This is a genomic window from Devosia insulae DS-56 (assembly GCF_000970465.2).
In the GTDB taxonomy this organism is placed as follows: domain Bacteria; phylum Pseudomonadota; class Alphaproteobacteria; order Rhizobiales; family Devosiaceae; genus Devosia_A; species Devosia_A insulae.
Genome location: NZ_LAJE02000073.1, coordinates 1 through 23,919, shown reverse-complemented (window position 1 = coordinate 23,919; position 23,919 = coordinate 1). Strand labels below are relative to the sequence as shown.

24 protein-coding genes and 1 pseudogene are annotated in these 23,919 nt (G+C 64.7%); 7 read left to right on the top strand and 18 right to left on the bottom strand.

Features of this window, described 5'->3' with window-relative positions; translation table 11 throughout:
* Window positions 1-385 (bottom strand): winged helix-turn-helix domain-containing protein (locus VW23_RS04865; protein ID WP_141728226.1); only part of this gene is annotated, 385 nt, incomplete at its 3' end.
* Window positions 386-509: 124 nt separating this feature from the next.
* Here VW23_RS04865 and VW23_RS04860 point away from each other — a divergent pair.
* Window positions 510-701, top strand: coding sequence for a hypothetical protein (locus tag VW23_RS04860; RefSeq protein WP_069908461.1), 192 nt, complete (start codon window positions 510-512; stop codon window positions 699-701).
* 11 nt (window positions 702-712) lie between these two features.
* On the top strand, window positions 713-1,432 hold the full coding sequence (locus VW23_RS04855; RefSeq protein ID WP_069908460.1) for a gamma-glutamylcyclotransferase: 720 nt from the start codon (window positions 713-715) through the stop codon (window positions 1,430-1,432).
* 173 nt (window positions 1,433-1,605) lie between these two features.
* Here VW23_RS04855 and VW23_RS04850 read toward each other — a convergent pair whose 3' ends face one another.
* The 3 genes from VW23_RS04850 to VW23_RS04840 are packed head-to-tail and all read right to left on the bottom strand — an operon-like array spanning window position 1,606 to window position 2,935.
* On the bottom strand, window positions 1,606-2,220 hold the full coding sequence (locus tag VW23_RS04850; protein ID WP_084645554.1) for a DUF2306 domain-containing protein: 615 nt from the start codon (window positions 2,218-2,220) through the stop codon (window positions 1,606-1,608).
* Window positions 2,221-2,246: 26 nt separating this feature from the next.
* Window positions 2,247-2,471: a helix-turn-helix transcriptional regulator gene (locus VW23_RS04845; RefSeq protein WP_069908458.1), complete on the bottom strand. Its 225-nt coding sequence runs from the start codon at window positions 2,469-2,471 to the stop codon at window positions 2,247-2,249.
* Window positions 2,471-2,935 carry a hypothetical protein gene (locus VW23_RS04840; protein WP_069908457.1) on the bottom strand — a complete coding sequence of 155 codons (465 nt, stop codon included), beginning with the start codon at window positions 2,933-2,935 and terminating at the stop codon, window positions 2,471-2,473. The genes VW23_RS04845 and VW23_RS04840 overlap by 1 nt, the downstream gene beginning before the upstream one ends.
* 628 nt (window positions 2,936-3,563) lie before the next feature.
* Here VW23_RS04840 and VW23_RS04835 point away from each other — a divergent pair.
* The 3 genes and pseudogenes from VW23_RS04835 to VW23_RS28135 form a co-directional block, all read left to right on the top strand.
* The gene (locus VW23_RS04835) at window positions 3,564-4,337 is read left to right on the top strand and encodes a Hachiman antiphage defense system protein HamA (protein ID WP_069908456.1); all 774 of its coding nucleotides are present in this window, start codon (window positions 3,564-3,566) and stop codon (window positions 4,335-4,337) included.
* Window positions 4,321-7,845, top strand: a complete 3,525-nt coding sequence (locus VW23_RS04830) for a DEAD/DEAH box helicase (RefSeq protein ID WP_069908455.1) — start codon at window positions 4,321-4,323, stop codon at window positions 7,843-7,845. Before VW23_RS04835 ends, VW23_RS04830 begins: the two co-directional genes overlap by 17 nt.
* 59 nt (window positions 7,846-7,904) lie before the next feature.
* Window positions 7,905-8,177: pseudogene (locus tag VW23_RS28135) on the top strand (gamma-glutamylcyclotransferase); the annotation flags it as partial.
* Window positions 8,178-8,490: 313 nt separating this feature from the next.
* Here the strand turns inward: VW23_RS28135 and phnE (VW23_RS04820) are convergent.
* The 12 genes from phnE (VW23_RS04820) to phnF all read right to left on the bottom strand — a co-directional run bounded on the left by phnE (VW23_RS04820) (window position 8,491) and on the right by phnF (window position 18,793).
* Entirely contained in the window at window positions 8,491-9,345 is an 855-nt protein-coding gene (gene phnE, locus VW23_RS04820) for a phosphonate ABC transporter, permease protein PhnE (RefSeq protein WP_069908454.1), read from the bottom strand.
* 2 nt (window positions 9,346-9,347) lie between these two features.
* Window positions 9,348-10,238 carry a phosphonate ABC transporter, permease protein PhnE gene (gene phnE / locus VW23_RS04815; protein ID WP_084645550.1) on the bottom strand — a complete coding sequence of 297 codons (891 nt, stop codon included), beginning with the start codon at window positions 10,236-10,238 and terminating at the stop codon, window positions 9,348-9,350.
* Between the two features lie 66 nt (window positions 10,239-10,304).
* Window positions 10,305-11,237, bottom strand: a complete 933-nt coding sequence (gene phnD, locus VW23_RS04810; RefSeq protein ID WP_084645548.1) for a phosphonate ABC transporter substrate-binding protein — start codon at window positions 11,235-11,237, stop codon at window positions 10,305-10,307.
* 44 nt (window positions 11,238-11,281) lie between these two features.
* Window positions 11,282-12,106, bottom strand: coding sequence for a phosphonate ABC transporter ATP-binding protein (phnC, locus tag VW23_RS04805; RefSeq protein ID WP_069908453.1), 825 nt, complete (start codon window positions 12,104-12,106; stop codon window positions 11,282-11,284).
* Window positions 12,107-12,282: 176 nt separating this feature from the next.
* Window positions 12,283-13,485 carry an alpha-D-ribose 1-methylphosphonate 5-triphosphate diphosphatase gene (locus tag VW23_RS04800; protein ID WP_069908452.1) on the bottom strand — a complete coding sequence of 401 codons (1,203 nt, stop codon included), beginning with the start codon at window positions 13,483-13,485 and terminating at the stop codon, window positions 12,283-12,285.
* Window positions 13,472-14,245, bottom strand: a complete 774-nt coding sequence (locus tag VW23_RS04795) for a phosphonate C-P lyase system protein PhnL (protein ID WP_069908451.1) — start codon at window positions 14,243-14,245, stop codon at window positions 13,472-13,474. The genes VW23_RS04800 and VW23_RS04795 overlap by 14 nt, the downstream gene beginning before the upstream one ends.
* A gap of 9 nt (window positions 14,246-14,254) precedes the next feature.
* Window positions 14,255-15,070 (bottom strand): ATP-binding cassette domain-containing protein, encoded by an 816-nt coding sequence (locus VW23_RS04790; protein WP_069908450.1) that lies wholly within the window; start codon window positions 15,068-15,070, stop codon window positions 14,255-14,257.
* Window positions 15,067-15,981, bottom strand: coding sequence for an alpha-D-ribose 1-methylphosphonate 5-phosphate C-P-lyase PhnJ (locus VW23_RS04785; RefSeq protein WP_069908449.1), 915 nt, complete (start codon window positions 15,979-15,981; stop codon window positions 15,067-15,069). Before VW23_RS04785 ends, VW23_RS04790 begins: the two co-directional genes overlap by 4 nt.
* Entirely contained in the window at window positions 15,978-17,057 is a 1,080-nt protein-coding gene (locus VW23_RS04780; RefSeq protein WP_069908448.1) for a carbon-phosphorus lyase complex subunit PhnI, read from the bottom strand. The genes VW23_RS04785 and VW23_RS04780 overlap by 4 nt, the downstream gene beginning before the upstream one ends.
* A complete protein-coding gene (phnH, locus tag VW23_RS04775; RefSeq protein ID WP_069908447.1) occupies window positions 17,057-17,593 on the bottom strand; it encodes a phosphonate C-P lyase system protein PhnH in 537 nt (178 codons plus the stop codon). Before phnH ends, VW23_RS04780 begins: the two co-directional genes overlap by 1 nt.
* Window positions 17,593-18,045, bottom strand: a complete 453-nt coding sequence (locus tag VW23_RS04770; protein WP_069908462.1) for a phosphonate C-P lyase system protein PhnG — start codon at window positions 18,043-18,045, stop codon at window positions 17,593-17,595. Before VW23_RS04770 ends, phnH begins: the two co-directional genes overlap by 1 nt.
* Window positions 18,038-18,793 carry a phosphonate metabolism transcriptional regulator PhnF gene (gene phnF / locus VW23_RS04765; RefSeq protein WP_069908446.1) on the bottom strand — a complete coding sequence of 252 codons (756 nt, stop codon included), beginning with the start codon at window positions 18,791-18,793 and terminating at the stop codon, window positions 18,038-18,040. The genes VW23_RS04770 and phnF overlap by 8 nt, the downstream gene beginning before the upstream one ends.
* Before the next feature lie 474 nt (window positions 18,794-19,267).
* Here phnF and VW23_RS28485 point away from each other — a divergent pair, with 474 nt between their 5' ends.
* Together VW23_RS28485 and chrA are read left to right on the top strand one after the other, a co-directional pair.
* Window positions 19,268-19,447: a rhodanese-like domain-containing protein gene (locus VW23_RS28485; RefSeq protein WP_244513386.1), complete on the top strand. Its 180-nt coding sequence runs from the start codon at window positions 19,268-19,270 to the stop codon at window positions 19,445-19,447.
* Window positions 19,444-20,817, top strand: coding sequence for a chromate efflux transporter (gene chrA, locus VW23_RS04755; protein ID WP_069908444.1), 1,374 nt, complete (start codon window positions 19,444-19,446; stop codon window positions 20,815-20,817). Before VW23_RS28485 ends, chrA begins: the two co-directional genes overlap by 4 nt.
* 150 nt (window positions 20,818-20,967) lie before the next feature.
* Here the strand turns inward: chrA and VW23_RS04750 are convergent, their stop codons facing one another.
* Complete coding sequence (locus VW23_RS04750; protein WP_069908443.1) at window positions 20,968-23,256, bottom strand: autotransporter outer membrane beta-barrel domain-containing protein; 2,289 nt, start codon at window positions 23,254-23,256, stop codon at window positions 20,968-20,970.
* Between the two features lie 126 nt (window positions 23,257-23,382).
* Window positions 23,383-23,865 (bottom strand): hypothetical protein, encoded by a 483-nt coding sequence (locus VW23_RS04745; RefSeq protein ID WP_069908442.1) that lies wholly within the window; start codon window positions 23,863-23,865, stop codon window positions 23,383-23,385.
* Between the last annotated feature and the right edge of the window lie 54 nt (window positions 23,866-23,919).

The following is a 23,919-nucleotide window of genomic DNA, read 5'->3' as shown; positions in this document are numbered from 1 at the left end:
GTTCGGCATCGCTGCTGAGATTGACGAACGGCAGGACGGCGATCGAGGGTTGCTCGCTAGGGGGCGGGGAGGGGGCAGCCGGCGATACGAAGCGGTAGCCGACGCGCGGGATGGTGACGATCCACTCGCCTCCGGTGGGCGATGGGCCCAGCGCCTTGCGGAGCGCGGCGACCTGCACGGTGAGATTGCTCTCTTCGACTGCGGCGCCACTCCAGGCGGCATCGATGAGCTCGGATTTGGTGAGCACCTCACCCGGCCGCCGGAACAGGGTGGCAAGCAATGCGACGCCCCGGTGGCCGACCGGCAGCGGTTCGCCGTTCCTCGTGGCGAGCCTGGCAGGCACATCGATTGCAAACGGCCCACAGATGATCCGCTGGTCCGACATTTGCCCCGCTTCGGAATGGCTTTGGAACTATTCGGCGCGATTTCGGCGAGACTTCAATACCTCACGCCGTGCTGCAAGCAACACTCCTCCTCACGATCCAGCCGGACAAGAGGAGACACGACAAATGTACTTCTATCACGAGGGCTATCACGACACCTATTACGCCGACGCTTCCCTCGACGCCCTGAGGTCCCGAGAGCGCCACGACAGCGACCAGAGTTATGAGCCAATCCGGATCCCCGCGATCGTCACCTGGCTGGCCAGCGTGAGCGTCGTGCTCTGCGGCATCGTCACCGCCATCCACCACCTGAGCTGAGGAGACGTAAAATGCTGCCCAGCAATCGGAGGATGCGGCTGACCGAGGCTCATCTGGCACTCCTCCCGGCCCGCATCGACGACCCCGGCCCCGTGCTGCTCGATGGCGAAGAGCCGCGGCCCGACAGCTACTACGCCAAAACCACGGCTGCCCTGATCGATGCGGTGCCCCCAGACGGAGAGATGTGGCTCTTCGCCTTTGGTTCGCTGATCTGGAACAAGCGCTTCACCTCCGACGCGGAGCGCCCTGGTATGGTTCGCGGCTGGCATCGCGACTTCTGCCTCGGCCCCGACCGCCGATACCGCGGCAATCCCGGAGCGCCTGGCTACACGCTTTCCCTCGATCGAGGCGGGCAATGCAAAGGCATGGTCTATCGGCTCCCCCGCGAAGGTCTCGCGGCCAACATCGAGGGTCTGCTCCGCAAGGGGCCACCTTTCCCACCCCGCTGGCTGACAGTCGCTACCTCGCAGGGCGTGGTGCGTGCCTTCTCGTTCACCCACCCGGGAAGGGGCATCGGCTATGCCGGTCATCTCACCGACGAGCACGTCGCCGACGCGCTCGCCCGGGCGGTCGGGATGATGGGCTCGATGGCGCAATACGTCTACCTGACGGCACTGCACCTCGAGCAACTGGGCCTGTGCGACAACCGGATGTGGCGGATGCAGGAAATGGTCGCCGAGCGGATCGAGCGGGCCTTCCCTGGCCGGATCCCGGCGGGGACCGACGCCTGAACCCGGGTTCCGAGCCCCGGCCATCGAAGGATCTCCGCGGGTCAGCTTCGCCACTACGCGCGAGCTGGCGCGCGCCTTTGGCCCGGTGCCGGTGTCCTTGACCTCTGCCGCAACTGGCGAGCGCGCGGTAGTGGATCAAACATGCGTTGCCGCAGCTGGTGGCGCCTGTTGCCTCAGATCCGGCGCACCAGGCCTTCGGCGAAAACCACGCAGGCCGTCCAGCACCCCAAAAACACGATGTCGGAGGCGAGGCCCGTCGGAGGTTCTCCGGTGATCGCGTAGATGGGGAGAAAGACCATCGTCACGACCGTGGCCCCCATCCCGATGGCATAGGCGCGGATCATCCAGTTGCGGTGGCTCGTAACATTCCGCTGGTAGATGGCCCGCATCGCGATCGCCAAAGCCACGCCAAGCGCGATCCCGAACAGCAACCGCCCGCAGTTGACGGCCGCCGAATAGGTGTCGGGAAAGTGCCAGAGCAGGCTCAGCGAACTCAGCGAGATCATCCCCCCGGCCGCCACGAACACCCGGCCCATAACGCGGTGCAGAAATCCATACCGGCGCAGCAGAACCCGACCAAACTGGAGGGGGCCGAGGATGCCGAACGTGGCGCCGCCCAACACATGCATGAAATGCCAGATCGGGGCAGCGCTCAGGCGCCGGCTGTCCTCGGGCAGGGCGCCGAGCGGGATCTGCACTGCCTGCACCAGTGCCACAACGATGGTGAGCAGCGTCACAAAGAACAATGCGGCAGGCACGACAACGGGCTTCGTCAACCAACGAGACATGCTTGCTGATCCTTAGCTGCGGCTGGTCAGGCGCCGGATTTCTTCCATTGGAAGACGTCGCCGATCTCGACGCCGAAGACTTCCGCGATGCGGAAGGCGGCCTCGAGCGACGGCGAGTACTTGTTCTGCTCGATCGCTGCCACCGTCTGGCGGGTCATGCCGATCAGGTCGGCCAGCTGCTGCTGGGTCATCTCGTCATGGTCGAAACGCAGCCGGCGGATGGAGTTGCTGATGGGTGGGGGAGGGGGCATCAGGCGTAGCGCCGGTAGCCGACGATGATCAGGATTTCGCGCAGCACGCCGGAAACCGCCATTGCCAACAGCAGCAGATTGACCAGCATGATGCTCGTCGCTCCGGCTGCATCGGCCGGATAGTCGGCGCGGGCTATATCGGTCACCACGCCAGTGCACAGGATGATGGCGACGAACGAGACTTCGAGGATACCGAGCCCGGCGCGATTGGAGCGGCGCTCGATGCCTTGCTCCATCTCGTCGGGCGGCGGATCGAACTGCTGCTTGCCGGCCCAGGCCGCCAGGAGGGATGCCGGAAGCATGATGGCCACCGCGATGCCGAGGCACCAGACAAAGCGCCAGAACAGCGCATTGCCGTCGAGCTGCCGCGCGCCAAAGTCCGACCAGACGCTCCAGAAATAGTAGCCGAAAATGATCAGACCGGTCAGCGTGGAGATCCACGCCACTTTCTCACGCATGGTCATAGGGGGTTCCAATGTGAACTCAGTTTCACATTGGGTAAAAGATACTCTACGTTATGTCAAGAATTTCTAACATGCGTATGGTGGGAGTTCGTGTGGTAGCAGGCGCCTCTGTGGCACCTAGACCATCACCGTCGCAGCCTTCGACAAGTTCTATGATGGCCGGCTGCTGTTCGAGGTGTTCGAGGCGTTTGCGGCGAAGGAGGTTTTGGCGAGGTTGGCGGGGGCCGCACATTGAGGATGGGGAGCGAGGGGATGCCGAAGACACTAGTCGCGGTGACGGTGCTCAGTCTCGGGCGATGCATCGATCCGTTCGTCCCCGTCTCGACGCGACAGGAAGCGGACCCGGCGGGGGGCGGTCCAGCATCAAGCTGACGCCTAATTTTCTCACGTCCACTTCGCGCCACAAGCGGTCATCGACTGGGTTTACTCACGACGTGCGATAAGGGCCGGTAGAGTCCCCTCACGGATAGCGACCGCTGATCAAAGTGGAACCGAGTCGCGCCTTTGTTCTGAATTGTCTCAGTGTACGAACATAGCGAACGTCTCGTTCGCCCTCGCAATTTGATAATGATTGGGCATTTCTGCTCGCTTCATTGCATTATGAAGTCATGGCAGGGGGGCGCAAATTATGGGTATTAAAGACTGGTGCAAAACCAAAAGCAGCAAGGTGGGCTCTCACGACCTGACCGTGCTTGAGCTCGAAGCCGGCAAGTTTGAGGAAGCCGGCGATGCCGTCGCCAAAGCCGTGCCTTCGCATTACGCGTCGCAGGACCGTGTCGCGGGAATTCTCAAGCGGCTGGGCAAGAAGGCAGCTGCGAGATTCATCAAGGAGAAGCTACCGGAATCGAAGAAGATACGTTCGGGTGACCTCGGCGAAATCCTTGGCTCAAGCTACGTCAACGAAGCGACTTCGTACGATACCGGCATCAACAAGCTGCGCTGGAAAGATCATCGCGAAATGGCGATGCGCGGTGACGATCTGATCGCATTCCAGCCTGTCGACGGACCGGACAAGATCCGCTTCCTCAAGGGTGAGGTTAAGAGCGCGAAGACGATGACGGCAGCGATCCTCGGGAAGGCCCGCACCGCGCTCAAAAAATCCTATTCACGTCCGTCCCCGCACGCACTGCAGTTCATTGCAGACCGGCTTCATGACGAGGGTGACGATGAGCTGGCCGATCTGATCGATGATGCTGTTCTGCTCGACCGCATGAAGCTCTCGCAGGTCTCTCACATGATCTTCGCGTTCTCGGGCAATGACGCCTCCGCTCTGCTGTCGGCAAACGTGGAAGCCTACACCGGGCAGGTTGCACAGAGTGTCGTCGGTCTGCGCATCAAGGAGCATCAGGAGTTCATCGCGTCGGTTTTTGGGAAGGTCGTGATAAGTGCCGACGGGAAATGAAGCGGTCGAAGCCCGCGTTCGTACGGCAACCGAGGCGGGTTTCCGTGGGCAGTTGCTTGCGCGCGGACAGTCGCGGTCGCTGATCTGGCGTGACGGGCAACTGCCGCCGGACGCTCCCAATTTTTCCCCGCAGCTTTCCTACGATCTTCAGTCTTACGGATACGGCCTTCTCGACATGGGCCTGCGGCTTCTGGATGGCGATGGCGATGCTGCCGTTGCGCGCAGCGCGTTTGAGCAGAGCGCCGAGGCCCTGGAATCCCTTGTGGTGCACGGCCCGGACACGCCTGATCGCGACTTCCACCGCTTTGTCGCCGCGGCCGCCTATCACCTAGGACGATTTTCTGCCCGCGCGTATTCCACTCTGCGTACCAGCATTGATGAAGCCAATCTCTCCCGTGCCGAGCGATGCGTCGCGCTGCTGATGTTGCGTGACCTTGATCGGGCACAGCAGGAAATCCTCGACTGGCGGCGTGAGGGACTGGCCGACGATGGCCGTCTCGTTGAGTTGCTGGCCTCCGACACAGCTGTCGGACAGATCAAAGAGACTCCGGATGACGATGACGGCGAAGATGACGACGTCACCGTCGACGTTGTTGATCTGGCGCTGACCGATAATCTTCTTGGTGCTCTCGCTACAGCATTCCTAGCGCTTGAGCGGGGCGATGCCGGGCTGATGCAGGAGGCGGTCGCGGGTGTTGACCTCGGCCGCGATGAGGCGGGCGAGATGAATATGGTACCGCAGTGGTGGTGTCATAGGCTCACCGCGCATCTGCTGCGTGATCTTTGGGACAGCAGCTTTCATGAGAGACTTCCCATCTCACCGGACACCCTAGAGGGTTCCGAAGAGTGGGCCGAGCTGCGGCACCTGTTTATCGCTTCGGCCTTCAGACGGTCGCGCGCTGAAATCGAACTCTGGCCCTCACAGCTTGAGGCCGTCGATCAGGCGATTAATGGCAGTGGCAACATGGTCGTATCGCTGCCGACGAGCGCCGGCAAAACGCGTGTCGCAGAACTCTGCATTCTGCGCGCCCTTGCGAAAGGCCAGCGCGTTTTCTTCGTGACCCCGCTCCGGGCGCTTTCGGCACAGACGGAAGTGTCACTACAGAAGACGCTGGCCCCCTTGGGCAAAACCGTTTCCAGCCTTTACGGCAGCATCGGCGTATCAGAAACCGACACCGACTTTTTCGGGGACCGTGATGTGATCGTGGCCACACCGGAAAAGCTCGATTTCGCACTCCGGAACGACCCGTCGCTGCTGGATGATGTCGGCCTTGTCGTGCTCGATGAAGGCCACATGATTGGACTTGGCGAGCGAGAAATCCGCTACGAGGTCCAGATCCAGCGACTGCTGCGCCGTGACGATGCCAAAGACAGGCGCATCGTGTGTCTTTCAGCCGTGCTGCCTGATGGCGACCAGCTGGATGATTTCTGCAACTGGCTTACCAATGATGCCGACGATGGCCTCGTCCGCAAGAACTGGCGTCCCACCCGCCTAAGGTACGGGGAAATTCTCTGGCGAGGCACGCATGCCCGTCTTAATGCACGCGTGGGTGATGAGAAGCCGTGGGTGGAAAACTACATCACCGGCTTCATCCCGAAAGGTCGCAAGACCCTGTTTCCGCGCGATCAGCGCGAGCTCTGTCTCGCGACAGCCTGGCGCTTGGTCGAAGACGGTCAGACAGCTCTGATCTTCTGCCCGCTGCGCAAATCGGTGCAGCCGTTTGCAGAGGCGATCGTGAAGCTGCACCGGCAGGGCGGCCTCAAATCTGTTTTCAAAGGCGACGAATCCGTCCTGTCAACGGCCCTCGCGATCGGTGCCGAGTGGCTTGGCGCTGATCACGCACTGCTCAAGTGCCTGAAGCTTGGTGTCGCCATTCATCACGGGGCACTGCCAACGCCGTATCGAAAGGAAGTCGAACGACTCTTGAGGGAAGGCGTCCTGCCGGTGACGATTTCTTCGCCTACACTTGCTCAGGGTCTTAATCTTTCTGCCTCTGCCGTGATCTTTCATGGGCTCGAGCGGAACCGGAAGGACCTGACGTCGTCCGAGTTCAGGAACATCGTCGGCCGCGCCGGCCGGGCTTATGTGGACGTCGAGGGTCTGGTGCTCTGTCCATTGTTCGACAAACAGACCAGCGGGAAAGCAAAGTGGGATGCGCTTCTGGCCAACCAGGCCGGCCATGAGATGGAAAGCGGACTCCTCCGTCTGACCATCACGTTGCTGCGCCGTATGTCCGCGAAAATCGGAGACCCGAAGCTTGGAAAACTGGCCGAATACGCACTTAACAACGCCGCCGCATGGGACTTTGTCAGACTGCCGACTGAAAAAGCAGCCGAGGCAGAGGACGCAGGCACTGAATGGAAGCGCCATCTTGCCAGCCTTGACACGGCGATCCTCAGTCTCCTGAGTGATGGCGAGGTTGCTGATGCCGACCTTGCCAAGACGCTCGATGATGTACTTAGTTCTTCGCTATTCCATCGGCGCGTCATGAGGCGCAAACTAGCACACCACAAAGTCTTTCAGTCCGTTCTTCTCGGGCGTGCGAAGGTCATCTGGGCCAACTCCACCCCGCTTCAACGGAAGGGATATTTCCTTTCTGGCGTGGGCTTCGCGACAGGCAAGGCCCTTGATGCGAACGCCGAACGGCTCAACGAGCTGCTGGTCGCCGCAAACGGTGCCATCCTGAACAAGGAAGACGATGCAGCTGTAAAGGCCATCACTAGATTCGCAGAGATCGTCTTCGGCATCAGTCCGTTCACACCGGACAACCTGCCGGGAAACTGGAGGGCAATTCTGGATGCATGGCTGCGGGGAAACGCGCTGCAGTCTCTGGCTGCCGATGATCAGGAAACGATCCTGCGGTTTGTTGAGCAGGGACTGGTGTATCATCTCCCCTGGGCCATGGAAGCCGTGCGCGTTCGCAGGATCGCCAATGAGGAGAAACTTGAGCTGACAGAAGGGCTTTCCGATATGACGCTGGCTGACCTTGACATGGGTCGGGCGGTTGCGGCGGTCGAAACAGGATCGCTCGATGTTCGCGCGGCCCTGTTGATGCGGACGGGCTTTTCATCCCGGAGCGCCGCCATCAAGATCATCAGCGACATGAAGCCCGACTTCGACTCTACACAAGGGCTGCGGGCATGGCTTCGCGGCCCGGAAGTCCGCAAGGCGACCCGCGATGAAAGCTTCCCAACACCCGAAACGCATGGCCTCTGGCTCGAATACCTTCAGGGGTTTGTGCGGACATCCAGGGCGCGGTGGAGTTCGGAAACCGAAATCTGCGGCGTCTCCTGGAGCGGGGATGAACCAGATGTGGACACTCCTCTGCGCGTGATCGAAGACGTCGATGGCAGTACGATCGTCACAGATGCGGAGTTCAGGACACTGGGAACAATCGACCGCCCCCTGAACTCGGATCGCTGTGGGCTGGTGATCGCAAGCGCTGTGGGTGAGGGTGAGATCGCCGTCGAATATCTCGGGCCTGATGTGTTGTGGGCAGAAGAATGAAATGGTTCTTCGGATACGGCTCGCTGATTTGGGACGGATGAGAGAAGAATTTCGATTGCCAGGAACGCGTCGTGGCTGATCTGAACGGCTACAGTCGCGCTTTCAACAAGGCATCGGTCAGGAACTGGGGCACGAAAGAGCATCCGGGCGCGACTCTCAACATTGCCGAGACCGCAGGAGCCGTCTGCACCGGTATCGTCTTTGGCTTCGACGATGGCGAAGTCGTTCAGGCATACCTGAAAGGTCGCGAGGGGGGCTTTGAGTTCAGGACTGTCGACGTCACATTGCAGGACGGGCGCACGGTCAAGGCCACCACCTCGCTCTATCGGTAAGAACCTTCTTTCCGGGCATACGACTGCGGACCTAGTGGCCATGACTCTTGCTGCAAAAGGCACAAATGGCCGGGCCGTTGACTACGTGCTGGGTATAGAGCGGCAACTGAAAGAACTGGGCATAGCCGACCCGGCGGTCGCGAACTTAGCGCGAGCGGTCACGGCCGCAATCTAGAGGCCGGAGGATCCACGTCCGTCGAGTTGACGCGACCTCAACGGTTCAGAACTCTAGTGGTTCGAAGTCAGCGACACGTCGCCCATACAATGTCGTTTCGGGCCAACAGCGGGCGGCGCGCCCCCACGCTTCCCCATCTCAACCCACCTGCGCCTGGTGCTGAATAATCTTCATCCGCAGCCGCCGCGACAGATTGTCGATCACCGCGACCGTCACGAGGATCATCAGGATGATGAACGCCGCTTCGTCCCAGTTGTTGATGCGGATGCGGTCGGAGAGTTGGAGGCCGATGCCGCCGGCGCCGACGATGCCGAGGATGCTGGCTGAGCGGACGTTGCCTTCGTAGAAGTACAGCACATGGCTGAGGATCACCGGCAGGACCTGCGGGAAGACGCCAAGCCTCAGGGTCTGGAGGCCGTTCGAGCCGGCGGCGCGGACCCCTTCGATCTGCTTTCGCTCAACGTTCTCAATGGCTTCGGCGAAGAGCTTGGAGAACACCATGACATCGGAAACGGCGATGGCGAGGACGCCGGCGAATGGGCCGAGGCCGACGGCGCTGACGAAGATCAGCGCCCAGACCAGGCTATCGATGCCGCGCAGCGAGTCGAAGCCGCGGCGCAGGCCGAAGTGGAACAGCCAGTTCGGCACGACGTTCTTGGCGCCGAGAAACCCCAGCGGCAGCGCCACGACGGCGGCGATGAGGGTGCCGAGGAAGGCCATGCCGAGGGTCTGCAGCATGGCATAGACATGCTCCCAGAAGGCGCCGCCATCGCTCGGCGGCCACATGAAGCGGACGAGGAAGCCGAGCTTGCCGAGGCCATCCCAGATGCGCTGCGGGGAGGCTTCGATCCACCAGAGGCCGAAGCCGAAGACGGCGAGGAAGGCCAGCCACAGCGACCAGGTGCGGAGGCGCTGGAGCAGGGGCCGGGAGAAGAGCTCGGGGTTGGTGCTGCGCAACACCGCCACCGTATCGGCGGAAATCTTCGGGTTCATCTTCAATACCCCTTGCCGGCGTCTTGCCCGATCAGGCGGTGGCGGATGCTTTCGCAGCAGAGATCGATGATGGCGGTCGTGACGATGAGCAGCAGCATGATGGCGCTGATATCGGGGTATTCGAACTGCCGGATGGCGACGTAGAGATCCTCGCCGATGCCACCGGCGCCGACCACGCCCAACACCGCGGCGCCGCGCACGTTGATCTCCATGCGCAGCAGCAGGTAGCTCGCATAGTTGGGCAGCGCCTGCGGCAGCACGGCGAGCCGCATGATCATCGGCCAGGTGCCGCCGACGGCGCGCACTCCCTCGATGGGCCGGGCATCGACGTTCTCGTTGACCTCGGCGAAGAGTTTTCCCAGCGAGCCCGCGGTGTGTACGGCGATGGCGAGAACGCCGGCGAAGGGCCCGAGGCCGAAGGCGTAGATGAAGATCAGCGCGAAGACGAGTTCGGGCACGGTGCGCAGGAACTCGAGCAGCCGGCGGCTGACGAAATAGATGACCGAGTTTTCGCTGAGGTTGCGCGAGGCGGAAAAGCACAGCAGCAGCGCGATGGCGCCGCCGAGCGCCGTGCCGACAAAGCCCATCAGCAGGGTCTCGACGAGCAGGCGCAGCCAGAATCTGATGCCCCAGTACCACTCGGCGATATCGGCCCAGAGGGTCTCGATATGGAGTTTTGGGAAGGTGCCGGCGACATAGTTCCAAGCCTTGGGCAGGCCGGTCCAGAGTTTTGCCAGGTCGAAATCACTGACGGCGACCGAGCCGGCGACGGCGACGGTGAACAAGGCGAGGTACACAATCGTCCACAAGCGCCGCGTCCGCACCGCGGCCTTATAGCGATGCTCGAAATCGGTCAGTCGGTCGCGCGCGGTCATATCGGCTGCGTTGGCCATGGCTTCGCCGGTCTCCAAAAGAAAATCGGCACGGGACTGGTGAGGTCCCGTGCCGATGCGTGATCGTCAGCCGTTCTTGCGGCGCTGTTCGGCGTTGTATTCGGTGATGGCGATCACATCGAGATAGTCCTGGTGGGTCGCCGGGGCGTAGCCCTTGGAGTTGCCCGAGGTCAGCTCCTCGAAGGCCTTGGGGTCTTCGGCGGGGAAGGCGAAGATCGCATCGGTGAAGGCCTTTTTCAGCTCTTCGGGGAGATCGGTGCGCATCACCACCGGCGAGTTGGGGATCAGCGGCGAGGTCCAGATGATGCGGGTCGAACCGGCCGGGATCATGCCCTTTTCGGTCATGCGAGGGATGTTGCCGGAATGGTCGTTGGTCTGGTGGGTGGCGACGGCTTCAAAGGTGCCGTTGACCAGCGCGATGACGCTCTGCTCATGGCCGCCCGAAAAGGCGACTTCGCCGAAATACTCGTCGGCGCTGGTGCCGAGCACGGTCGACAGATAGTAGGACGGCACGGCGTAGCCGGAGGTCGAGTTCGGGTCGGCAAAGGCGAAGGACTTGCCTTTGATGTCCTCGATCGACTGGTAGGGGCTGTCGGCGCGCACGGCGATCACCGAGTAGTAGCCAAGCGCCCCTTCCTTGTCGCGCTGCACGGCGACCGGGGTGATGAGGTCGCCCATCACCTTGTGCGCCAGCGCGTAGTTGGCCGGGCCGATCGAAGCGAACTGCACCTGGCCGGCGCGCATGGCTTCGACGACGGCGGCGTAATCGGTGCCGCGCACCACGTTCACCGGCACGCCGAGCTTTTTCGACAGATACGCCGCATAGCCCTGGTTGCGGGCGATGGCATCGGCCTCGTTTTCGCCCGAGCTGATGCCGATGTTGAGTTCGGGGAACTGCTGGCGCCAATCCTGGGCCAGTACAGGCGAGACGACGACGGGGGAGATGATGGCAGCCGCCATCGCTACGGCCGCAAGGGTGCGGCGCACGAAGGTGTTCATTGAAATGCTCCGGGGGATGTTGGTCGGGGGTCGGGCGCCGCCGGCTACATGACGGCAACCAGCTCAGGCTGGGCGCGGGCCACCAGGCTCGCTCCCATGGTCGAGGTCAGGTTCTCATCGACGGCGTCGTCATCGTGTTCGTCGCCGTAAATGGCCTGGATTGCGCTGCGCGTAAGGGTCTCGGGCGTGCCGTCGAAGACGACGCGGCCATGCGCCATGCCGACGATGCGGTCGCAATAGGCGCGGGCCGCATCGAGGGTGTGGAGGTTGCAGATCACGGTGATCCTGTCTTGCCGGTTGATGCGGCGCAGCGCATCCATCACGAGGCGCGCATTGCGCGGATCGAGCGAGGCGATCGGCTCATCGGCGAGGATCAGGCTGGGGTTCTGCAGCAGCGCCCGGGCAATCGCCACGCGCTGCTGCTGGCCGCCCGACAGGGTATCGGCGCGCTGCAGCGCCTGCGGCAACAGGTCGAGCCGATCGAGCGCCAGGCCGGCCGCGGCGCGGTCGGCAGCGGAGAAATGCTTCAGCATGACGGGCAGGGTGTGGGCGGTGCCGATGCGGCCGATCAGCACGTTGGTCAGCACGTCGAGCCGGTTCACCAGGTTGAACTGCTGGAAGATCATGGCGCAGCGGGCGCGCCAGGCGCGCAGGTCGCGGCCACTGAGGGTCGCGACATTGCTGCCCTCGAAGACGATCTCGCCATGGCCAGGGCTGACGAGGCGGTTGATCAGGCGCAGCAGCGTCGATTTACCGGCGCCGGAGCGGCCGATGACCCCGACCATCTGGCCGGGGGTGAAGCTGAGCGACACGCCGTTGACGGCAACCGTCTCGCCGAATGCCTTGGTGACGTTCCTGAATTCAAGCATCGCTCGCCCTCCCGGAAATTAAGTCAAAGCCAGATCGTGGCCCGACCAAGCAGGCATCGACCGTCGCGATTTTCACATCAGATGCGGCGCGTTATTCGTCGCCGCCGGGGTTATGGTGTGCTGGTTCGCAGCCGCACTTTACGTGAACTGAACACTGTCCCTCGTCAGTGACACTGTTAACTCATTCGGATGACATCTTGGTGACGCGTCGGGGCGCTCAGCACTCCCGCCAGGCTGCCGTCGGAACAGACCACCCGGCCATTGGAAAACGCCATGCGGACATGGCCGACGCCGCGGTTGTCGGCGACCATGAGGTCGGCGCGCTTGCCCACCGCGAGCTCGCCGCGATCCTCGAGCCCGAGCGCCTTGGCGGGGTTGAGCGTCGTCAGCCGAGCGGCGCCCGGCAGCCCGTCGGGATCGGTCTCTGCCAACACCAGCACCGCCGGCAGCATGGCCGAGGGGTGATAGTCGGCAGCGAGCAGATCGAGCACGCCGGCGGCATGCGCCTCGCGCGCTGACAGATTGCCCGAATAGGACATGCCGCGCAGCGCATTGGGGGCGCCCATGGCGTTGACCATGCCGCGGGCCCGGGCCTCGCGGGCAGCTTCGATGGTCACCGGGAACTCACTGATATTGACGCCGAGCCCCTGCATCAGCGCCACCTTTTCGATCGTATCGTCATCGTGGCTGGCGAGCGGCACGCCATGCAGCGCGCAATATTGGGCGATGGCCTTGAGCGTGGCGTTGAGATCGCCGGTCGACGCCTTGCGCTCGCGGATCTTCGCCTCGAGCTGCTCGGCCGCCTGCTCGAGGCTGATGCCCTTGTTCTTGGCGTAGCTCTGCTTCTGCAGCTCGAAATCGCGGTACTGGCCCTGGCCCGGGGTATGGTCGCAGAGCGAGATCAGCTGCACCGAGCCCTCGGCGATCAGTTCCTCGACCACGGCGAGCGCCGCCGGGAAGGTCACCTCGAAGCGGGCATGCACGCGATGGTCGATCAGCAGCTGGTCCCGATATTCGCCGATCGCCCGGATCATGGCGCTGGTGTGCTCATAGGAGCGCATGTGGCCATAGGTCGAGGCCGGGCTGAACGACACTGCGGCATAGGCAGTGGTGACGCCGGAGCTGGCAAGTTTGCGGTCGAGATCGCGCAGGCCCATTTCCATCGGCATGCGGACGCCGGGGCGTGGCTCCATCTCTCGCTCGATCATGTCGCCATGCATGTCGATCATGCCCGGCAGCAGCAACAGGCCATTGCCCTCGATATCGGCATCGGCAACCGTGCTTTCTCGGATCGCGACGATGGCGCCGTTCTCGATGCGGAGGGCGCCGCGCTCGATGATGCGGTCGGCAAGGACCAGGCGGAAATCAGACAGCCACATAGCGTTCTCGCTCGTCGTTGAATTCATCTCTCGTATCATCTTGCCCGGAGTTTTGGGGCAGGGTGCGGGTGGTGAGGCTGATCTCGCGGTCGATCAGCTCGGCCACGTCGCCGGGATAGTGGAACACGCCGATCATCGCGACGCCGGCGGCTTTGAGGTCGCTCAGCCGGCGTACCAGCGCCTGGCGGGCGCCGGCATCGAGCGAAGCGGTGGGCTCATCGAGCAGCAGCAGCCGCTGCGGCAGCACCAGCGCCCGGGCGAGGTTCACCTTCTGCTGCTCGCCGCCGGAAAAGGTCGAGGGGTAGGCGCGCCACAGCTCCGGGCGCACGCCGAACTGGTTGAGCCAGTGCCGCGCTTCCTCCAGCGCCTCATTGCCGGCACGTCCGGCCAGCCGCAGCGGCTCGGCGACGATCTCCTCGGCCGCGACGCGCGGACGGGCATTGAGGAACTGGGTGACGAAGCCGATCTCCTCGCGCCGCAGCAGCGCGATATCGATATCGGCGGCGCGGGCGAGGTCGATTTCGCCGAGGCGCGACTGGTACCAGATGTGGCCGCCGACCGGCAGGTAGCTCCGCCACAGGGTGCGCAGCAGGGTGGATTTGCCGGCTCCGTTGGCGCCGCGCAAGAGGATGAACTCGCCGGCCGTGAGCGCGAAATCGATGCCCTCGAAGGCATGCAGCACGCTATCGAGGTGGTGCATGTGGAAGGTCTTGGTGAGGCCGGTGACCCGAAGGAGCGGTGGTGTATCGAGTATTTGCATGGCCTTGACCTATAGCTTGGCGTGGACGAGCTGCTGCGTGTAGGCGTGCTGCGGATCCTGGAACACCTGGTCGGCGAGGCCCTGTTCGACCACGCTGCCGCGCCGCATCACCATGACCCGGTCGGCCATGGTGCGGATGACGCCGAGATCGTGGCTGACCAGCACCATGGTGATCCGCCGCTCGCGCTGCAGCCGCTTCAGGGTATCGAGCACCAGCGCCTGGATCGAGACATCGAGCCCGGTGGTCGGCTCGTCGAGCAGCAGCAAAGCCGGCTCGAGCGCGATGGCCTTGGCGAGCTGCACGCGCTGCTGCATGCCGCCCGACAGGTCCGCCGGGCGGTGATCCATGCGGCTCAGCGGAAACTCCGAGGCATCGAGCGCCTCGCGGGCTTTCGAACGCAGCACGTCGAAACTGCGCTCGCCCGCGATCAGCAGCCGCTCGGCGACATTGCCGCTCGACGAGTGCTTCATCAGCAGCCCCAGATGCGGGTTCTGATAGACGATGCCGATGTGGCGGGCGCGGAGCATGCGCTGCTGGTAGCGCTCGAGCGCGAATAGGTTCCCGTCGTCGCGCCCCGGCAGCCGCAGGCGGTAGTCGCCGGTGTCGGGCGCATCCTCGAGGTTCATCATCCGCAGCAGCGTCGATTTGCCCGAGCCGCTCTCGCCGACAATGCCCAGCACTTCGCCGGGATAGACGGTGACATCGACATGGCGCAGCGCCACCACCTCGCCATAGCGCCGGCCGACATCGCGCATGGTGACGATCGGACTCGTCTGCACCAGTTGCGGCGGCAGCAGCGGGCGCGGGTTGGTTTCGAGGCTCATTGCGCGAACTTTCCGTTGCGATACCAGGTCTCGCCGATCTCGGCCGGCGCTCCCTCCGACGCTCGGATCGCCTTGATGCCGAGATTGCTGTCGGAGACCTCGAAGGTTGAGCTGCCGTCGTCCTGCGGGATCTCGTTCATGAAGTAGCCGGCAATGCCCGAGCGCTCGCAGACGAGCCTCGCATGGTCCTCGACCAGGTAGGGCCGATCGGAAAACACCAGCGGCTCGACCCTGGTGTGGGGCGGCACGGCGAAGAGCCGCTTCTCGCGCCCGGCCGAGAGGATAGTGAGATGCCGGGCCATATTGAGTTTGGGCACGTCCCAGCGCGGGATCGGCGAGGGCGTCATTACGTGCCGGCCATTGACGAGGCTCGGATAGGCGGCGCCCTGCATGATGCGGCCGGCTTTTACCAGCTGCTCGTAGAGCGTCAGCCACAGCTTGCCGTAATCGGCATCGGCATGCATCTGCCGGGCGATCGAGATGTTGGGCTCGACCCCGCGCAACGGCTCGGGGTTGGGCACCTGCAGGACGAGGATCTGGTCCTTCGTCATCGTTTCCTCGGGGATGCGGTGGCGCGACTGGACGATCGAGGCGGCTAGCGTGTCCCAGGTTTCCTCGGCCTGCGAGACGCGGCTGATGAAGCGGCGGATCGAGGCGGCGTTGACGCCGTCATCGGCGCCCTGGTCGATGACTTTGACCACCGAGCGCGGGTTGACCAGCGTCAGCGTCACCTGCAGCCCGCCGGTGCCCCAGCCGCGGGCCATCGGCACTTCGCGGCTGGCATAGGGCATCTGGCAGCCGGGCACGGCGATAGCCTTCAGGATCTTGCGCCGCATCTCGCGCTTGGCCGAGGCATCGAGGAAACCGTAGCTGGTCGCCGCCCAGGGCTTGGTCAGGGTTTTGAGGCTCATGCCACCGGCTCCTCTTCGCGTTCGGCGACAAGGTTCGCCGCCGCTGTCTGTTTCTTGGCCTTCGCGTCGCGCATGGCGTCGAGCGCCGACTGGAAGGTCACGTAATGCGGCAGCTTGAAGTGGATGCAGAAGCCCGAGGCTTCGACACTTTCGGTGTGGTAGAGGTAGAACTCCTCATGCACGGGCGAGCCGACCGGCGCCGCGGCCGAGTTCAGGTCGAGCGTCGCCGAGGCGATCACCTTGATCTCGTTCCAGCCGAAGGTCGCGGCAAAGCCCAGATCCAGATACTCGCGCTTGGCCGTCACTTCGGCCTGGCTGACCCGGATGCGGCCGGCCGAGAAGGGCGTGCCTGAGGGATGGCGCACCATCACTTCGGCCTCGGCGAGGCGCAGCTCGTTCACCGTCGGGTGGGCGTTGCCATAGCCCCGCATCGCGGCATAGCCGAGCGCCAGCACGCCGCCGGTTTCAGCCCGCGCGAGACTCTGCAGCCGGTGGGCGCGCGAGGCCGGAAACAGCAGCGGCTCGCGGGTCAGGTCGGGGATTTCAGCGCCCGCTGCCGCCGCCTCCGGCAGTGGAGCGACCAACCCGAGCTGGCGCTGCCAGGCGGCAAGCGATGGCTGCTGGGCCGGGGCCGCGGTGTCGGCGGGTTCGACCGCCGGCGGCACAAACGGCGTGCCCTCGAGCACATCGGTCGCCAGCACGCGGTGCGAGTAATCGAGGGTCGGCCCGAGGATCTGGCCACCCGGGATATCCTTGAACGCCGCCGAGATGCGGCGCTGCGTCAACAGTTGCTCCTGCTGCACGGTGGCGGCGATGCCGATGCGCGGCTGCGTGGTGCGCCAGGCGCGCAGCACCAGCACGGCTTCCGACAGCTCGCCGCCGGTCTGCGCCAAAGCCAGCGCCGCCAGTTCCTCGCTGTAGAACGAGGCCTCGCCCATCACCCGATCGACCAGGTAGGGCATGGCCGTGCGGATGGTTTCGACACGCTCGGCATCGATGGTGCCAAGGTCCTCGCGGAACAGCCGCTCGGCCTGGTCGATGGCCCTTTCGCCACCGCGGGTCGCGACATAAGCCATCAGAGCACCTCGATCGTGGTGGAGCGCGGAATGCCGATGACGCGGGGGCCATCGACGACGAAGAGTTCAAAGCCTTCGGGGTAGAGGCAGAGCGTTTCGCGCAGTTCCCAGAATGCCGAGGGCAGGGCGATGCGCAGTTCGAGCGTCCCATCGACGCCGGGCCCACGCAGTCGCAGCAACGGGCCGCGGTCGAGCGGCGCAGCCACGACCAGCGTTGCGCCATCGTCGGGATAGAGCGCGCTGCCGCAGTTGAGCGCCGCGAGCGCCGAAAGGTCGTCGCCGGGCTGCTCGAGGAACAGGTGGTCGGCCGCGGCGAGCTCGCCGAGCGCCGCGCCGGTTTCGGCGATCAGCCGGCGCAGTTCGACGCTGTCGCTCCAGGCCGTGCATTCGAGGTCGATCAGCGCTTCGGCCACCGGCGCCGGTCCGGGGGCGGGCAGCTCGCGGCTTTCGCCCGGACGGGCCATGGCCCACATCAGGGCTTCGAATGTCGCATTGGCGCGGATTTCAACCGCATCGGGTGGCGCTACGGTCAGCATCAGAAGGTCTCCATCTCGACGCGGGTCGCCTCGACACGGCGCATCCGATCCTCGTCGATCGCGGCGAGCCGGCGGCGCTCGGTGGTGAGCAGGGTTTCGATTTCCGCCGCGCCGATGTCCGTCGCCAGCGCCAGGTCGACCACGGCCATGGCCATGGCGCGCTCGAGGTCGCGCCCGGTGATCATGCCGTAGCCGATGGCCCCGACGGCGTCGGTGATATGCGCCTCGCTGACCAGCACTTCGCCGAGGTGGAAATCCACATTCTCGACCGTGTCGCGCATCGGCACCATGACGAGGCCGGTGCGATTGCCGAGCACCTCGATATCGCCGAGGCGTTCGAGCAACTGTTCGGCCAGCGCCTTCAGCCCCGCGGGTTCGGCTCGGGCCAGCACGTTGAGCGCCTCGGCATGGCTCGGGCCGCGGCCGCCACCGCCGGCGTTCTCATCAAACATCATCGTGCTTCTCGGTTGCGAAGGAATAAGGAGGGGTGGTCTCGAAAGTGAACTGGACCCGGTCGCCGGCCCACGCAGCTTCGGAAAAGCCGATCGGCCGGCCAGCCTTGTCGACGTCCACTTTCTGGACGATCAGCACCGACTGGCCGGGCCGCAGCATCAACAGCGGCGCTTCGCGCTCGTTGGCGGGGCGGGTGAAGATGGTGGTGCGGAGGCGCTGGTAATCCTCGATGCCGTGCGAGCGGTAGATCTCGGTCACCGAGATGCCCTGCCGCCGGAGTTCGGCGAGCTCAGGGAAGCGCGAGGCGTCGTGATAGGACCAGCCGAGGCTGATCGGCAGCTCGTTGGCAAAGCCGCGGCGGCTGATGGCATGCACCAGCGCGCCGACCGGCAGGCCGAGCAGCCTGGCGATGCGCGCATCGGCCGGAATCTGCGCTTCCGAGAGGCTCTGGCCCGAAGCCGTCAGGCCCTGCGACAAGAGGTTCTCGCGGAAACGGGTGCGCTGGCCGATGACATAGTTCACCAACGGGGCGCGCTCGACAAAGGTGCCGCGCCCATGCTCGACCCGGAGCTTGCCTTCCGCCTCGAGCGCCGCCAGCGCCCGGCGCAGCGAATGGCGCCGCGCATCATAGAGGCGGCAGAGTTCGGGCTCCGACGGCAGGCGCGAATCCGGCGGCAGCCGGCCCGAGGCGATTTCCGCCCCGATCCGGTCCCGCGTTGCTTCCCAGGTCTGGCCCTGACTGCGCATGCACGTCCCACCACTCATTCGGATGAGTAGTGACTAAGCCCGGGAGATGACGGCTGGGTGACGAGCGTTTTGCGGTTGTGTGAAGAATGTACGGCTGCTGGCATCAGGTTCCTGTCAGCCGCGCTGTGCTATCGCCCACGGCATGGAACCGAAGCTTTCATTGTGGGCGGTGCTCGTCGCCTTTTTCGTTCTCATGGTGACGGCGGCTACGATCGGCGTCACCCTCGGGCTGCTGATTTCCATCCCTCCGCCATTGTGAGGGCCGCACCGGGACCGGTGCCATAGGTGGGATCTGCGCGGCGGCGGGCTGGCGCTGGCAGTCCGCGCAGACCACCTGCGGCTCCCGCGCCAAAACCAACGCTCGCGATTGACAGAGCCGTCCTCCCGGCTGCATCTAAGCTCATGGGGATCGCGATCTCCCCACGAGGCGTCACGCTGAAGTTCGCGTCCAACGACACTCAAAAGGACGCACCTATGCCATCATACGCTTCCATCTCACCGGACAAGCTCGCTCGCCTCCTCGGCACTCCCAGGGCGCCCGTCATCATCGATGTGCGCGAGCAGGACGCCTTCGCCGCCGACCCGCGGTTGATCCCCACATCCCTCCATCTGCCCTACGAGACAGCCGAGACGGGAGGCAAGGGCGCACGATGAATGTCATAGCATCTGCCGACCTCGCCCCACGCGCGCCGACGCTGGGAGAGGCATTCGCTGTCTGGGCCAAGATCGGGCTGATGAGCTTCGGCGGCCCGGCCGGCCAGATCGCCCTGATGCACAAGGAACTGGTCGAGGAGCGGCGCTGGATTGCCGAGAGCCGGTTCCTCCACGCCCTCAATTTTTGCATGCTGCTGCCCGGCCCCGAGGCCCAGCAACTGGCGACCTATATCGGCTGGCTGCTGCACGGGACCAAAGGCGGGATCATCGCGGGGGTGTTGTTCGTCATCCCGGGCTTCGTCGTCATCACCATCCTCTCGGCCCTCTACGCCCTGTTCCATGAAGCGGGGTGGCTGGCGAGCCTGTTCTTCGGGCTCAAGGCGGCGGTCCTCGCCATCGTCATCGAAGCGGTCATTCGGGTCGGCCGCCGGGCGCTGAAGAATGGCATCATGCTGGCCATCGCCGCTGTCGGGTTCGTCGCCCTGTTCGCCTTCGACGTGCCGTTCCCGGCGGTCATCCTGCTCGCCGCACTGGTGGGGTTCGTCGGGGTCAGGCTCAACCCGGCGCTGTTCTCACCCCCCAAACACAAGGCAGCGGTCGCGGATCTCCCCTCGGTCATCGGCGAGGGGTTTGCGAAGGCCAGTCCGTCCTTCGCCTCGACGCTCAGGACCGTCGGCATCTGGGTGGGCCTCTGGTTGGCGCCGCTGCTGGTGATCGTCCCGGCGCTTGGCTGGTCGAGCAGTTTTGCCACCCTGTGGGCGTTCTTTTCGCAGATGGCGATGGTGACGTTCGGCGGCGCCTATGCCGTGCTGGCCTATGTCGCCCAGGAGGCGGTGGTAAATTTCGGTTGGCTGCGGCCCGGCGAGATGGTCGACGGGCTGGCCCTCGCCGAGACCACGCCGGGCCCGCTGGTCATGGTGCTGAGCTTCGTCGGGTTCCTCGCCGCCTACCGGGATCCGGCGGGGCTCGACCCGCTTCTTGCCGGGCTGCTTGGCAGCACGCTGACGACCTGGGTCACCTTCGTACCCTGCTTCCTGTGGATATTCCTCGGGGCGCCCTACATCGAAAAGCTGCGGTCCAACCGCGAGCTGTCGGGCGCCTTGAGCGCCATCACCGCCGCGGTGGTGGGGGTGATCCTCAACCTCGCCATCTGGTTCGGACTGCACGTGCTGTTCCGGGAGGTCAGCAGCTTCGAGCTGGGGCCGATCAGGATGGCAAGCCCGCACCTGCTGACGGTGAACTGGGCGGCGGTGGCGTTGAGCCTCGTGGCCGTCGTCTGTCTGTTCCGCCTCAAACTGGGCATCACCTCGACGCTTGCGGTGTGCGGCGGTCTCGGCCTCGTGGCCATGCTGCTGCCGCTGCAGCTCTGAAGGCTGGCTGTAGCAGGTCCGCCGGCCGCCCGGCGTGTTTGCCGGGCGACCCGGAGGGTCAGGCGCCGGGCTGAAGTCTGTCGAGCCGGAGCAGGGGGCTGCTGTAGGGACCCAACTCGTCACAGCGCGGCTGGGCGCAGCCTTCCAGCCTCAAAACGCCTTGCGATACCCCAATTGCCCGGCGGCGGAGATGCCGGTTGGGTCGAACGCGAGTTCCGAGTAGGCTTCGAGGCTCGCGCCATCGGCCAGCTGATAGGCGAAGTCGATCCCGGCAAAGCCGCCATAGCTCACGCCACTATTGCCCGGATCGAAGGCGATGGGCTGCCCCGCCAGTTCCGCGACGACGCTGCTCTGGCGGTGGGTCGCATCGACGCCGCCGCGCAGGGTGGTCGTTGCGGCTTCGCCTGCTCCAAGGGTGAGCGCAAGTTGCAGCCGCAACTCGGCCTCTTCGGCGGTGCGGGCGTCGACGACGAGGGTGTCGGCCGCGCCGCTTTCGGCGTAGCCGTCGAGCATCAGCCGACTATAGCGAGCGCGAAGGCTGGGGGTCAGCACACCCAGCGGCGTATCGAGGTTGACCCCCACAGTCGCCGAAGGGGTGAAGGCGTAGCCCGTCGTCTCGGCGCTGGCCTCTGCGAGGCCTCGGTCAACCAGGTTGTCGGCGACGCTGCGTCTGCTGTCGATGCCGACAATGCCGAGCGCGGCGTAGAAATTGGCAAAGACGCTGCCCCGCGCGAAACCCAGATGCGCCCCGGCGATGCCGCCGGTCAGGCGGGTCTCCTGGCTCGCGGCAACTTCGCCGGCAGCCGCGGCACCGCCGACGAAGGCGCCGGCGCTGAACCCGTCGCCCGGCTTGAACTCGAGGCCGGCGACCAGCCCACCGAGGCCATAGCCATAGCCGGCGAGCTCGCTGCTGCCCGCCTGCCGATCGAACCCGCCGATCCCCGAGAGCCAGGCGGAGACGTCGCATTCGGTGTCGACCTCTTCCCCTACGCACAGTCCGGCGCCTTTTTCGGCATCCGAGAGGGTGCCGAGGAGCGCAAGGCTCATGTCATCGGCGAGCGCAAACCCCGCCCGATCGAGCACGGCGATGCTGTTGCCGGTGATCACCGCCGGGTTACTCCCAGCAATGACCGTTCCCGGCATGCCGGCGCCGCTAAAGCTCATCCGGGCGTTGAGGCCGGGGCCGAAGCTGACGGTGTTGCCGGTGCCGGCAAACCGGATGTTCCCATCGATCGCCGTGCCGGCCAGCAGCTCGAGGCGCGCAGCGCCATTCCTGAACTCGATGGCGTTCGACTGCGCCGAGACAATGCTGCCGGAATTGACGATCGAGGCATTGGTGCCTTCGATCAGGATGCCCCTGCCGCCGACGCCGGTCGCTTCGATCGAACCACGATTGATGATCAACGTCTGATCGGCGGAAGGCGCCGCCTGGATGCCGCTGGCACTGATGCCAGTCTCTGTATCTCCGGTGGTGAGGACCGTGCCGTCGTTTTCCATCACGATGCCGTCGCCGAGCAGCAGCACCCCCGCCGCTCGCAGGCCATGCGTCTCGATCGCACCGGCGTTGAGGAGGTGGCCGTTATTGCCGCCCCAGTACATGCCCCTGGCCGACCTGCCGGTCGTTACAACCGTTCCGTAGTTATAGGCGTATATGCCGTCCAGGCCGCCGGTATTGTTGAAAATCCCGGTGCCGAAATCTCCCGTGGTGGAGACGAGGCCATAATTTTCGATCCGTCCACCCAGCCCGACGGAGAGGCCAAACCCGTTCGATCCCTGGATCAGCACTGAGCCGTAGTTGACGAGGTAGCCATCTTCGCTGGCCGCGACCCCGCTGCTGCCGGCCGATTGGATGGTTCCGTAGTTGACGAAGTTCGCATGCAGCCCGGTCAGGTAGACAGCCAGCGAAGAGCCATCGGCAGCGATCGTTCCGTTATTGGTAAGCGTGGCGTCGTCGCCATCGAGGCGGACGCCGAACCCCGCATCGACGTGGATCAGCCCGTCATTGACGATGTCGGCAGATCCGCCCGTCGCGTTAATTCCGTTGGCGTTGGTGCCTGAGGTGTCGATCGTGCCGGCATTATGGATGCTGACGTTCTGCCCCGTCGACCGGAGGCCGTAGGCGCCGGCGCCAACCGTTTCGATCAGGCCGAAATTGTCGAGGCGCTGGTCGTCGCCGATCATGTTGACACCGTTGCCGGCCACCGGCCCCAGCGTCCCGCCGAACTCGATCAGTCCGATATCGCCGGTACCCGTCATGGTCCGCGTGGTGACGGCGGTCGAGCCGCTGTTCACGGTGAAGCTCTGGGCTATGGCATGGTCCGGCGAGAGCGCCGTTCCCAGTAACAAGGCCGCCGACAGCGGCACCAGGCAGAGTCGTGCCTGACCCACAATGCGGAGGACGCCGGCAATAGAAAATCCGGCCGGCGCACGCGTGTTCATAAAGCCCCCTATCGTCTCAGGGGACGTTGTCAGACGATTGTTGTGGGATTGTTTGATCGGGGGGCACCCGGGGCCATCGGTCAGGACCCCTTCTCTCCGGTAAGCGGGACGGGGCTACTACGCCCTTCAGCGCCCCGACAGCCTCCCGAGCGATCCCGCGAGGGTTTCGATCCAGCTTTCATCGATCGGCCAGTCCAGGTGCTGGGCGGCCGCCAGCAGTGCGCCGCCGACCGGCGGGAGCCGGGGCGGCGAGGGGGAGCGGCCGACCCGCTCGGTGACGGCGCGCCGGAGCGCCGGGCTGGCGAACAGCCCGCCGGCAAAGCTCCACGCCAGAGTCGGTGCGCCGAGCCGTCGCTCCAGCGTCTTTATGTGCAAGGCGAGTTCCGCCGCCGCCGCGTCGACAATGGCGCCGGCGGCGGGGTCGCCCGCTTCGGCGAGCGCCAGGGCGAGCGGCGCCAGCGTGGCAATCTGCATCCTCGGCTCGGCGAGCCCGGCGGCCCAGCCCACCAGTTGATGCAGCCCCTCGCCGGGCCTGAAGCCAAGCCGGTCGAACAAAGCCGCGACCAGGGCGGTCGCCCTGGCGTCCCCGTCGCTGGCTTTTCTGACCACACCCCGCACCCGCTTCCTAACCAACTCTTACGCCTCCTGCCAGCATACCCAGCG